Below are 12,816 nucleotides of genomic sequence, written 5' to 3'. Positions count from 1 at the left end.
TGCCGTACCCGAGGGCGACGGCCCCGTCATCGCCGATGACCTCTTTGGCGAACTCGCCGACCTCGCCTGCACCCGCGGCTATCGCCACGGGTTTGCGGTGTCGCCGCGCGGCGACGGCCACGTCGTCGATGAGACGTCGGTAGAGCGGTGAGTCGCTCCACATGTTGACGAACACCACGGCGTCGAGTTCGTCTGAGCCCACGTACTTCTCGACGATGTCGGTCCAGAAGGTCGCCCCGAAGCCGGTGGTGTCCAGGGGGTTCGGCACGGTGATGCCGGGGATCGTCGACGCGACCCAGTCCGCGAGGCTCTCCAGCGGCGGGAGCGTGAGTCCCTCCTCCTCGGCAACGTCGAAGGCCAGGGACGCGAATCCGCCGGTGCCCGCGACGACGCCGATGCGCTGCACGGGATTCCACACCGCGGGGTCGAGTTGACTGACGATCGAGAGGCGGTCGACGAGTTCCTCGAGGTCGAAGGCCAGTTGAATCCCGACCTGGCGGAAGGCCACGTCGTACGCCCAGGCGTTGCCCGCCAGTGCGCCGGTGTGGGAGGCCGCCATCTGCTGGGTGCGCGCGTTACGCGCGAGCTTGACCGCGACGACCGGTTTGCCCGCCGCGATGCACCGCCGGGCGGCCGCGAAGAACTCGGCGGGCCTGCGGATTCCCTCGATCACGAGGCCGACCGCGTTGGTGTCCGGGTCGGTGGCGAGGAAGTCGAGGTAGTCGGCGATGTCCGTGGCGGCCTCGTTGCCGGCTGAGATCAGCCGGGAGATCCCGACCCCGGTGCGTGCTCGCGCGGCGATCGCGATGCCACCGATCATCGCCCCGCTGTGGGACACGATGGAGATGCCGCCCGGCGCGGGGTGATAGTCGGCCGAGGCGGTCAGGTGCAGGCTGCGGGGGACGCTGATGTATCCCAGGCTGTTGGGGCCGATCACGGCCATGCCGCCACGCGTGGCGGCCTCCACCAGACGAGCCTGCAGGCTCGCGCCCTCGTCGCCGAGTTCGGAGAACCCCGCGGCGTAGACCACCAGACCGCCGCAGTCGAGGTCTGCGCACTCCTCGGCGAGTGCGACTGTGCGCTCCGCGGACATCACCGAGAGCACGGCGTCGATCGGTCCGTCGATATCGCGGATCGATCGGACCGCGGGTGCCCCGAGGACCGTGTCGGCGGTGGGATGGACGAAGTGGACCGTGGCTCCGCTCTTGAGCGTCGGTGCGATGAAGTCCGCGTACGGTGACTTGTCGCTCAGGCCGACCACGGCGATCGTCGCAGGATTCATCAGCCGGTCGAGCCGATGGTCAACGAGGGTCATGGCTGCTGCCCTTCGATCGGGAAGTGTGAACTTTGATTATGGTAGGCGATCACGAAAAACTCCAGAAAAATGCTGCAAAGTGGCGAAAAAGTTAGGACTCGCTATGTAGCATCACATCGTCCCGGTGGTGAGGTGAACCGGGCTGACGAGCAGCAACGGAGGATCCATGGCGAGGACTGAGGCGCTGGAACGCGTCGAGCACATGTATGTGAACGGCTTTCCGGACCCGGCGACCGCGACGGTCGAGGATCTGCGCCGGGCCTACGACGATCTGCTCCTTCAGTTCCTTCTGCCCGCCGGCGTCGAACCCTCCGAGGCCGTGATCGGGGGCATCCCGGCCCTGTACGTGAGCGCCGAGGGAGCCGCCCAGGACAAGGTGCTGGTGTGGTTCCACGGCGGCGGGTACGTGCTCGGCAGCGCCCGTGGGTTCCAGGAACTCGGACACACACTGTCCGCGGCCTCCGGTATGACGGTCATCCTGCCCGACTACCGACGCGCACCGGAGTGCAAGTTCCCCGCCGCGGTCGACGACGGTGTCGCCGCGATCGAGTATCTGGTGTCGACCTATGGCGCGGAGAACGTCGCGGTCGGCGGGGACTCCGCCGGTGGCGGCCTGACGCTTGCCGCTCTGACGGCACTGCGTGACCGGGGTGTGCCGCTTCCTGCCGCGGCGATCTTCATCTCGCCCCTGCTGGACTTCACCGCAAGCGGCGCCAGCGTCGACCTGTACGACGGTAAAGACGTTGCCGTCTCGCGTGGTTCGATCGCGAACCTGCGGGAGGCCTATCTGCAGGGCCACGATCCGCAGGATCCCCTCGCGTCGCCGGTGTTCGCCGACCTGGCGGGCCTGCCGCCGGCGTTGTTCATGGTCGGATCCCATGAGGTGCTGCTCGACGACTCCAACCGAGCAGCCATGTCGATCACCGAGAGTGGCGGCACCGCAACGGTGTCGCTGTATGACGACATGGTCCACGTGTGGCCGCTCTTCTCTTCGATCCTCCCCGAGGGCATCGCCGCGGCCGAGGAGGCGGGTCTGTTCGTGCGTAAGCACCTGAACGTCTAGTCACACAGAGCATCTCGACACCCAACCACCCAGGGCCCTGAGATCGGGTCCTGGGATGGTTCACGCGGCCTGCACTGCATGTCGTCACGTCGGAGGGAAGTGACGAAATGTTCCTGCGTTCACTTCCGGGCATTCCGTTCATCGTGGAAAGGACAAGTCCATGAACAATGCAACCGACACGAGGTCGGGCAGAAGAAGATTCACACTTTGGCTGGGCTCAGTCGTCGCTGCACTCGCTCTGCTCGTTGGAGCGGCGATCCCGGCGGCGGCCGCCGAGTTGATGCGGGTGACCTTCGTACGTCACGGCCAGTCGCTCGGGAACGCCTCTGGCACCATCGATTCGTCGACACCGGGTCCGGTGCTCAGCGATCTGGGGCACCAGCAGGCCGAATCACTGATCGGCAGGCTGGGCGACAACAACTATGACGCCATCTACGCATCAACAATGGTGCGGACGCAGTTGACGGCGGCTCCGATGTCGCGGTACCTGGGCCTGCCCATCCAGGTGCTGCCAGGTCTGCAGGAGATTGAAGCCGGTGACTACGAGGGCACACCGGAGCGCGATGCGGCCAGCGGCTACATGCTGGCGCCCCTTGCGTGGTCGATGCAGGGTGACCTGGATGCGCGCATCCCGGGATCGCTCAACGGTCACGAGTTCAAGGCTCGGATGGACGGCGCGTTGCAGACCATGTACGACAACGGTGACCGCAACGCCGTCGTCTTCTCCCATGGGGCGGCGATCATGTTCTGGACGTTCATGAGCGTCGACAACCTCACCGTGCCGCAGAAGCTTGCCCTGTTGGGGGGCTCGATGCCGAACACTGGTTACGTTGTGATTGAGGGCAATGCAGAGGACGGCTGGAAGCTCGTCAACTGGAACGGCCAGGAGTTCAGCCAGCAGCGGACCTTCGGTGCCGAACTGAAGCTCCAGATCCGGACCCTGGTTCGGCAGCTCAAGGTCGTGGTGGACTCGGTGGGCCAGGCACTGGGCACGCGTGATCCCGTGACCATTGCGAACGCGCTCAATCACGCGGTCAGTGAGGCAGCCTTCTCGGTGGTCAAGTTCAACCGCGCAGTGACCGCCGAGGCCATCGAACGGCTGGAGAAGGTGTTCACGCGCAGTGCGCCGGCACAGCGGGCCGAGATCACCGAGGTCAACCGACAGTCGGTCAAGGAACTCAGTGAATCTGCTGAGACCTCGAGCCCGGCAAAGGAACTGGTCGGCGCTGCGGTTGCGGACAAGGGTGGCTCGACCATCGACACGGTGAAGTCCCGGCTGGCGCTGAATCGGGAGGCTCTCAAGGTTGATCGCGAGGCGCTGCGGGCCGAGCGCGAAACCAAGCGGGCCGAACGGGCGGAGGCCGTGAAGTCGCGGTTGGGGATCGACTCCAAGCGTGGCACCGCGGGCTCTGCTGTCGAAGCCGACTCCGGCTCCGACACCGGGTCCGACGCCGGATCCGCTTCGGGCTCCAGCTCAGATTCGGGCTCTGCTGGTGACAGCGGCGGCAGCGAGGACTGACCCTGAATGACGAAGGCGCCCAATCGATCGATTGGGCGCCTTCCTCATATCTTGGGAGTGGAGATCAGGCTCCTGCTGCCGCGTAGATCGGGAGCAGGTCGGTGGCCGCGTCGGCCAGGAACTTCGGGTCCACCAGCAGATGCTGGGTGGCAACCTGCATATCGCGGACGTACCGGCCCAATGTGCTGGTGCGGCCGATGCTCTGGCTTCCACTCCAGCGATGTGCGAAGCCCACGATGGCGTCCATGGCCTCATGGCTGAAGGCCATCTGCTGACGCATCCGAGCCATCTGCTCAGGTGTGCGGGTGTGGCCGGCCTCCACAGTGGCTTCGGCCGACTCGACGAGGTCGTAGAACGCCAGTCGGACGGCGTGCAGTAGCGCCTCCATCCGGGCGAACTCGAGCTTGAAGATTTCGGCCTCGCCGATCGGGCCCCCGTAGTTGGGCCGGAACTTCTTGATGGCCACTGCGGCAAGCAGTTCCAGCGCGCGGGTCGCGATACCGAGCACCACCGGAACGTGCGGCAGCGGGCCGACGAACTCGTTGGACAGTTTGTAGATCGTCTCCGACCGGTACGGAGTGCCGCCGAAGGTGACGATGGTGTGCTCGTCAGGCGCGAACTTCTTGTCGACCCGGTAGTCATGGCTGCCGGTGGCACCGAGTCCCCAGACGTCCCAGTTCTGCTTGAGATCGACCTCAGACTTGGGGAACATGGCCACCCGGGGCTGCGGCTGCCCGTCCTCGCCGAGAATCGGGTTGCCGTCCTCGTCGGCGACGAACACACCGGCGCCGATCCAGGTGGCATGGTCCGACCCGCTGGCGAAAGCGAAATTGCCCTCGACGATCAGACCGCCCTCGACCTGCTTGGCCGGGTAACGGGGGAGCAACTGACCGGCGACGCGGAAGTCCTCATCCCGGCTCATGAGGTCCTTGGCGACCTCAGGCTTGAGGTAGCCCAGCACCTCGGCGGTCGACCAGGAGGTCGCCATGAACGCCCAGGCGGTCGACGCGTCGGCCTTGGCCATCTCCTCGTAGACCCGCAACCCCTCACTGGGCAGCAGGCCACCGCCACCCAGTTCGGTCGGGACCAGCATGCGATGCAGGTCCTGCTCGGCGATCGCCTCGCGAACGTTGTCGCTGAGCGTCTGAGCCCGCTCCATGGCCTCGGCTTCGGCCCGGATCAACGGGGTGATGGCACGAACGCGCTGCAGGTACTCGGCCAGCGGGGTGCCGGTACCGGCTTCTCGGCTCAGCGTCTCGGTCATTTTCGATGCCTTTCTGCAGGTTATTCGGACGGGATGCTCGTCGCGCGTGACGCGATCGCACACTGGTCTTGTGACCAAGGTAACGAAATTAATGCTAATGTCAAGATGCTACCTTGCAGGCCAGAAGCATTATCACGCCGACAAAGGACTGAAACGAGTACTAACCATGTACCTGACGCAGGCATTGCACCGCGCAGCAGCGCAGACCCCCGACCTGCCGGCCACGGTGTTCGGCGAGCGCATCCGAACCTGGGCCCAGAGTGTGGACCGGGCCGCGCGGTTGGCGGCGGCGTTCCACGGCCTGGGGGTCCTGTCCGACGACCGTGTCGCCCTGCTGGCGCAGAATGGCGACGTCTACCACGACGTCCTCTTCGCGGTGCCCTGGGCCGACGCGGTCGCCGTGCCGGTGAACACTCGCTGGAGCGTCCACGAGATCGCGTTCTCACTCGAAGACGCCGGTGCCGTGGTCCTGGTGGTCGATGACGCCTTCCTCGACATGGTGGACGAGTTGCGGACGCTGGCGCCGACGGTGCGGTCCTACATCCACACCGGCGATCGGCCCCGCCCGGACGGCGTGCTCGGCTTCGAGGAGATCATCGCCGCGCACGACCCGGTCCCGGACGCCCGTCGCGGCGGCGATGCGCTGGCGGCGATCTACTACACCGGCGGCACGACGGGAACGCCCAAGGGGGTCATGCTCAGCCATGCCAACCTGATGGCGGCGGCGTTGGGTGCACTGGCGACCGGGCAGTTTCTCGCCCCGCATGGCCGCCTTCTGCACAGCGCGCCGATGTTCCATCTGGCTGACGGGTCCGGATGGGTGGCCCGTAACCTCGTCGGCGGAACCCACGTCATCCTGCCGGGCTTCACCCCTGAATCGGTGGCAGACGCGATCGAGCGATACCAGATCACCGATATGTTTCTGGCGCCCACCATGATCCAGATGTTCGTCGACTCGCCGGCGGCCCAGCAGCGCGACCTGTCGAGTCTCAAGCACCTGATCTACGGCGCATCCCCGATCTCCCAGGCGGTATTGGAGCGGGCGATGGGTCTGCTGCCGCAGGCCACACTGCTGCAGGCTTACGGGATGACCGAGCTGTCACCGACGACGACGGTGTTGACCGCCGAGGACCACCTGGATCCGGCGCTGCTGCGATCGGCGGGCCGGGCGGTGCCCATCGCCGAGGTGAAGATCGTCGACGAGGACGACAACGAGGTGCCGCGCGGCACCGTAGGCGAGGTCGTGGCCCGCGGCCCGCACGTGATGCTCGGCTACTGGAACCGGCCCGAGGAGACTGCGCAAGCACTGCGCGGTGGCTGGATGCACACCGGCGACGGCGGCTACCTGGACGACAACGGATATCTGTTCATCGTCGACCGGATCAAGGACATGATCGTCACCGGCGGGGAGAACGTGTACTCCGCCGAGGTCGAGAACGCACTGGCGCAGCATCCGAGCGTGGCCACCTGCGCGGTGATCGGGGTTCCCGACGCCGACTGGGGTGAACGCGTCCATGCCGTGGTCGTTCTGCACGACGGTGCGACGACGACCGCCGCGGAACTGCGGGAACACTGCGGGTCGCTGATCGCGCGGTACAAGGCCCCACGCACGGTGGATTTCGTCGATGCGCTACCGCTGACCGCGGCGGCGAAGGTGTCGAAAGTCGATCTGCGGGCACGGTATTGGAAGGGCGAGTCGCGCTCGGTGAACTGAGTGTGCGAGCTACGCAAATGCCCCCGGCTTTCGCCGGGGGCATTTGACTGTTCTTGTGGCGGCCGTGCTAGCTCTCCAGCGAGGCGGGCGGGGTGAAGCGCTCGCCGTAGCGGGCGGCCAGCTCCTTGGCTCGGGCCACGAACGCGGCCTTACCGACGCCCAGCGGGCCCTCGTAGCCGACGATGTACTGCGCGGAGCCACCGGTCCAGGCCGGGTACCCGATACCGAGGATCGACCCGACGTTGGCGTCGGCACTGCTTTTCAGCACACCCTCGTCGAAGCACTTCTGGGTTTCCAGAGCCTCGGAGAACAGCAGCCGGTCGATCATGTCCTGCAGCGGGATCTCGGTGCTGCCGGAGTTGAAGGTTTCACGCAGGCCCGGCCACAACCCGGCCCGCTTGCCGTCGACGTAGGAGTAGAAGCCCGCGCCCTTCAGCCGCGACGGACGGCCGAGTTCGATCATCTTCTCGACCACGAGCTCACCCGGGTGCTCGACGTAGGTCGTACCCTCGCTCACCGCCGCGGCCTTGGAGGCGATCGAGATCTTCTGCAGCAGTTCCAGGTTGAGCTCGTCGAGCAACTGCAGCGGAGGCGCGGGGTAGCCGGCCTGGCCGCCCGCCTGCTCGATGGTGGTGGGTTCGATGCCTTCGCCCAGCATGGCCATGGCCTCGTTGACGAAGGTCCGGATCACCCGGGAGGTGAAGAAGCCACGGCTGTCGTTGACCACGATCGGGGTCTTCTTGATCGCCAGGGTGTAGTCGAACACACGGGCCAGAGCCTCGTCGGAGGTCTTCTCGCCCTTGATGATCTCCACCAGCGGCATCTTGTCGACGGGGGAGAAGAAGTGGATCCCGATGAAGTCCTCCTGGCGCTTCACGCCGGTCGCCAGACCGGTGATCGGCAGGGTGGAGGTGTTGGACCCGAGGATGGCGTTGGGTTCGACGATGTCCTCGATCTCACCGAACACCTTGTGCTTGAGTTCCTGATCCTCGAACACGGCCTCGATCACGAAGTCGACACCCGCCAGATCGGCCGGGTCGGCGGTCGGGGTGATCCGGGAAAGCAACGCAGCGGAACGCTCTTCGGTGGTCTGGCCGCGCTGCAGCGCTTTGGCCTCGATCTTCTCCGAGTAGGCCTTGCCCTTCTGGGCGGCTTCGATCGTGACGTCCTTGAGCACGACGTCGTAACCGGCCTTGGCCGACACGTAGGCGATGCCGGCGCCCATCATGCCCGCACCCAGCACACCGATCTTCTTGATCTCCTGGGTGGGGATGCCCTCGGGGCGTGACGCACCGCCGCTGATGGCCTGCTGATCGAGGAAGAACGCCTGGATCATGTTCTTGGCGGTCTGACCGGTCACCAGCTTCACGAAGTAGCGGCTCTCGATGCGCGATGCGGTGTCGAAGTCGACCTGCGCACCCTCGACGGCGGCGTCGAGGATGGCCCGGGGTGCGGGGACCGGGGCGCCCTTGAGCTGCTTGCGCAGCAGCGCCGGGAAGGATGGCAGGATCGCCGACAGCGCGGGGCTGGACGGGGTGCCGCCGGGCATCTTGTAGCCCTTGGCATCCCACGGCTGCACGCCGGCTTCCGGGTTCTCCTTGATCCACGCCTTGGCGGCGGGAATCAGGTCGTCGACGGATGACACGAGCTGATCCACCAACCCGATCTCAGCGGCCTTGGCCGGGCTGAACCGGGCACCCGTGGAGAGGATTTCGGTGAACGCCTTCTGCACGCCGAACATCCGCACAGTGCGGGCCACGCCGCCACCGCCGGGCAGCAGGCCCAGGGTGACCTCGGGCAGGCCGATCACGACACCGCGCACGTCGGCGGCGATGCGGTGGTGGGTGGCCAGCGCGATCTCCAGGCCGCCACCGAGTGCCGCGCCGTTGATGGCCGAAACCACCGGGATACCGAGGGTCTCCAGCCTGCGCAGATCGGCCTTGGTGGATTCGGCGAGTTCGAATGCCTCGGCCGCGTCGTCGGGGCCGAGCTTGATCAGGCCCTTGAGGTCACCGCCGGCGAAGAAGGTCTTCTTCGCGCTGGCGATGACGACACCGGTGACTGAATCCTTCTCGGCTTCGAGGCGATTCACGGCGTTGTGCATCGACTCGCGGTAGTGGTCGTTCATCACGTTGGCCGAGCCGGTCGGGTCGTCCAGTGTCAGGGTGACGATGCCGTCGGCATCCTGGTCCCACGCAATTGTGTTCTCTGGCATGTACTTAAACCCTCTCGATGATGGTGGCCACGCCCATGCCGCCGCCGATGCACAGTGTGATCAGGGCGCGCTTGGCGCCGCGTCGCTCGAGCTCGTCGACCATGGTTCCGGTGATCATGGCGCCGGTGGCGCCCAGTGGGTGGCCCATCGCGATGGCGCCACCGTTGACGTTGAGCTTCTCGTCGGGGATGTTGAGGTCCTTCTGGAACTTCAGCACCACGGAGGCGAAGGCCTCGTTGAGTTCGAACAGGTCGATGTCGTCGACGGTCAGCCCGGCCCGGTCGAGGACCTTGCGGGTGGCGGGCGTCGGGCCGGTCAGCATGATGGTGCCGTCGGCGCCGCTGGTGGCGGTGGCCACGATGCGGGCACGGGGTGTGAGTCCCTGTGCGATTCCGGCCTTTTCGCTACCGATCAGCAGCAGGGCCGCGCCGTCGACGATGCCCGAACTGTTGCCGCCGTGGTGGACGTGGTTGATCTTCTCGACCGTGTGGTATTTCTGCAGCGCGACCTCGTTGAAGCCACCCATCGCACCGATGCCGGTGAACGCGGGCTTGATCTTGGCCAGGCTTTCCAACGTGGTGTTCGGGCGCATGTGCTCGTCGTGGTCGAGGATGACCAGGCCGTTCTGGTCGCGGACCGGCACCACGGACTTGGCGAAGTAACCACCCGACCAGGCCGCGGCCGCTCTCTGTTGCGAGCGCACCGCGTAGGCATCCACGTCTTCGCGGGTGAAGCCCTCCATGGTGGCGATCAGATCCGCGCCGATGCCCTGCGGGACGAAGGACACTTCGTAGTTGGTCTCCGGGTCGTTGGCCCAGGCGCCACCGTCTGAGCCCATCGGGACACGGCTCATCGACTCCACGCCACCGGCGAGTACCAGGTCGTCCCAACCGGAACGCACCTTCTGCGCGGCGGTGTTGACGGCTTCCAGGCCGGATCCGCAGAACCGGTTCAGCTGCACCCCGCCGGTGGTGTCGGGCAGGTGCGCGGCCAGCACGGCGGTGCGGGCCAGCACCGCACCCTGATCGCCCAGCGGGGACACCACGCCCAGCACCAGATCGGAGATCATCGTCTCGTCCAGATCCGGAAACCGGGACCGGATCTCATCGACGAGTCCGACCACCAGGCTGATCGGCTTGACCTCGTTGAGTGCGCCGCCGCGCTGCTTACCGCGCGGGGTGCGGATCGCTTCATAGATGAAGGCTTCTTCAGACATGTGTGTTTCCTCGGGTGATGGTGTAGTCCGCCAGGTTCGGTTGGGACGTGCGGGCGAAGTAGTCGGGAACGGCCCACGGGGAGTTGGTGACGACGCGACCCTTGCTGTTGCGGTAGTAGTTCTGCACGCCGTCCATGGCGTACACCATCGCGTTGTTGGTGTCGTCGAGCTCTTCGTTGTAGTCCTCGAACGGTTCGGGCCGGCATTCGACGGCCTGCACATCGTCGCGGACCATCTGCGTGAGCATGTCCACGACATAGCGGACCTGCGCCTCGGCGATGGTCAGCCAACTCCCTCCGGGGGGATTGGTGTTCGGACCGTAGAGGAAGAACAGGTTGGGGAATCCCGGGGCGGTGATGCCGAGGTACGCCCGGGCATTGTCGTCGCTCCAGGACTCCCGGAGTTCGACGCCGTCGCGCCCGCGCAGTTCCATCGGATAGAGGTAGCGCTGCTGCTGGAATCCGGTGCACAGGATCAGCATGTCGATCTCATGGCTGTCACCGGAGGCGGTCACCAGGGCGTGCTCGGTCAGGTGATCGATGCCCTCGGCGACCAGTTCCACGTTGGGCCGGCGAAGGGTGGCGTACCAGCCGTTGTCCATGAGCAGACGCTTGCCGAACGGGGGATAGCTGGGCGTGCACTTCTCGATGAGATCCTCACGGCCCTCGAGTTCCTGGCTCAGGTAGGCGATGAAGCTCCGCCGGTAGGCATCGTTGAGCGAGCTGATCTGCTTGCCCTTCTCGGCCGCCTTCGGGTCCACTCTCAGTGCGGGGTAGTTGCGCTCGGTGTAGATCCAGTAGAGCCGGAACCGGAACCACGCCCGGTAGTAGGGCACATGGCGGAACAGCCAGTGCCGGCTGGCCGGCTGCTTGCGGAAGTACTGCTCGTTCGGCGTGATCCAGTGCGGTTCGGGCTGGACGACGACCATGTGCTCGACATCTTCGGCGATCTTGCAGACGACCTGCATGGCGCTGGCGCCGGCACCGACCACCGCGACCTTCTTCCCGTGGTAGTCGACCTCGGGAGTCCAGCGCGCCGAATGAACCACCTCGCCGGTGAAGTCCGAAAGTCCGGAGAACTGCGGGATATTCGGGGTGTTGTGCAGTCCGGCCGCGGTGATCAGCGCCTTGGTCCGGATGGTCGCGGTACCCGTGGCGTCGCTGGTCTGCACCACCCATTCCTGCGTGGTCGCGTCCCATTGCGCGCCCTCGACGGACACTCCGGTTTCGATATGGGATGCAAGGTCGAAATGTTCGACGACATCGTCGATGTACTGCCGGATCTCGTCGGGTTGGGCGAAGTTCTGGCTCCATTCCCGGTGGAAGAACGAGTACGAGTAGAGGTCGTTCGGAACGTCGACCCGAGCACCGGGATAGTTCGCCTCGTACCAGGTGCCGCCGACATGATCGTTGCGCTCGAGTACCCGGAACGGGATGCCGGCCCTTTTGAGGTGCACCGCCGCGGCCAGACCGGAGAAGCCGGCGCCGACGACGACCGCCGAGAAGCCGGTGTCCGCGCAGTGCTGGGCGACGTCGTCGGCGACGTACGGGGCGAACCCGAGCTGCTCGGCGGCGAGAGAGACATACTTCTCGCCGACCGGTTCACCCATCACCGCAGACATCAGCTTGACCAGTTCCGCACCGTCCGGCGCCGGGTGGGCGACCGGTGTTCCGGTACTCCAGTCCGTGATCGCGGTGAAGGCGGCCGCCCGAATCTCATCGACACGTTCGGCCGGCAGTCCGCCGTCGTCGTGGCTTTCGAAACCCATGGTGGGTGCGATGCGGTATGGCTCCTCCAGCCAACGGGCATCGCCGGTCAGCTGGTAGAGCACACCGATCAGGCAGGGCACGTTGGCCGCTGCCAGCGCGTCGCGCAGTTCGTCGGCGTCGATGGGATTGCTGGGGTCCGGGGTTTTACTCATGACAGCTCCTTGCTCAGTGCGGCAACGGTTTTCACGGCGTGCAGGCGTTCTTCGGGATCTCTTGCCCATGGACGCCTTCGAGCACCTGCGGAGTGCGGGTGTCGATGGGAAGGACACCGGTCGCCAGTTCGATGGAGTCGGTGCGGGCTGCCAGGTAGGCGAGTTGGGTTGGGGCGTCCGGGGGAGTACGCCTCCCCGAGGGTTACCGACGAAAGCCCGACCTGCTCCCATGCGGCGATCTCGTCGCCGACGACTGAGATCGGTCGTCCGAAGGCCAGGACAGTGCCGATTCGCAAGTGCCGATCCCTTTCTGGGCGGGCGACCGAACGGCCGCCGATCATCCAGCCAATGTGAATCGTAACTTCACCGAATCACTCCGTCAAACACCAGTGGGCCAGCTATTTAAGTGCCGATAGTTAGGACGAATTCTCTCTGGGTTGGAGGTGGTGGGCGGAAACGACACCGGCGGGGGCCGCAAGGGGGGGCCCGCCGGGGGGGGGGGGGGGGGGCCCCCCCCCCGCGGGGGGGGGGGCGGGGGGGGGGGGGGGGGGGGGGGGGGGGGGGAGGTGATGAGGCGGTGTGGGGGGGG

Annotated in this window: 9 protein-coding genes; 3 read left to right on the top strand and 6 right to left on the bottom strand. The window is 66.1% G+C overall.

The window, feature by feature from the left end:
- A partial coding sequence (locus tag A5727_RS23220; RefSeq protein ID WP_197507733.1) for a CoA-binding protein occupies positions 1-1,315 on the bottom strand: 1,315 nt, incomplete at its 3' end.
- A gap of 166 nt (positions 1,316-1,481) precedes the next feature.
- Here A5727_RS23220 and A5727_RS23215 point away from each other — a divergent pair.
- Both A5727_RS23215 and A5727_RS23210 read left to right on the top strand, forming a co-directional pair.
- Positions 1,482-2,378 (top strand): alpha/beta hydrolase, encoded by an 897-nt coding sequence (locus A5727_RS23215; RefSeq protein ID WP_068255819.1) that lies wholly within the window; start codon positions 1,482-1,484, stop codon positions 2,376-2,378.
- Between the two features lie 280 nt (positions 2,379-2,658).
- Positions 2,659-3,897, top strand: a complete 1,239-nt coding sequence (locus tag A5727_RS23210; RefSeq protein WP_502687705.1) for a histidine phosphatase family protein — start codon at positions 2,659-2,661, stop codon at positions 3,895-3,897.
- A 64-nt stretch (positions 3,898-3,961) separates the two neighbouring features.
- On the opposite strand, the gene A5727_RS23205 is transcribed toward A5727_RS23210, so the two are convergent.
- A complete protein-coding gene (locus A5727_RS23205; protein ID WP_068255817.1) occupies positions 3,962-5,161 on the bottom strand; it encodes an acyl-CoA dehydrogenase family protein in 1,200 nt (399 codons plus the stop codon).
- A 166-nt stretch (positions 5,162-5,327) separates the two neighbouring features.
- Between A5727_RS23205 and A5727_RS23200 the strand changes: the two genes are divergently transcribed.
- On the top strand, positions 5,328-6,875 hold the full coding sequence (locus tag A5727_RS23200; protein WP_068255814.1) for an acyl-CoA synthetase: 1,548 nt from the start codon (positions 5,328-5,330) through the stop codon (positions 6,873-6,875).
- 67 nt (positions 6,876-6,942) lie between these two features.
- Here the strand turns inward: A5727_RS23200 and A5727_RS23195 are convergent, their stop codons facing one another.
- From A5727_RS23195 to A5727_RS28495, 4 genes are read right to left on the bottom strand one after another with little or no spacing between them, the layout of a single operon-like run.
- Positions 6,943-9,090, bottom strand: coding sequence for a 3-hydroxyacyl-CoA dehydrogenase NAD-binding domain-containing protein (locus A5727_RS23195; RefSeq protein ID WP_068255812.1), 2,148 nt, complete (start codon positions 9,088-9,090; stop codon positions 6,943-6,945).
- Between the two features lie 4 nt (positions 9,091-9,094).
- Positions 9,095-10,306, bottom strand: coding sequence for an acetyl-CoA C-acetyltransferase (locus tag A5727_RS23190; RefSeq protein WP_068255810.1), 1,212 nt, complete (start codon positions 10,304-10,306; stop codon positions 9,095-9,097).
- The gene (locus tag A5727_RS23185) at positions 10,299-12,227 is read right to left on the bottom strand and encodes a flavin-containing monooxygenase (protein WP_068255809.1); all 1,929 of its coding nucleotides are present in this window, start codon (positions 12,225-12,227) and stop codon (positions 10,299-10,301) included. The genes A5727_RS23190 and A5727_RS23185 overlap by 8 nt, the downstream gene beginning before the upstream one ends.
- Before the next feature lie 31 nt (positions 12,228-12,258).
- Entirely contained in the window at positions 12,259-12,381 is a 123-nt protein-coding gene (locus A5727_RS28495; protein ID WP_353612278.1) for a hypothetical protein, read from the bottom strand.
- Positions 12,382-12,816: the final 435 nt, after the last annotated feature.

The organism is Mycobacterium sp. ACS4331 (assembly GCF_001667265.1).
Lineage (GTDB): Bacteria > Actinomycetota > Actinomycetes > Mycobacteriales > Mycobacteriaceae > Mycobacterium.
This window is presented reverse-complemented; position numbering and strand designations above follow the sequence as displayed.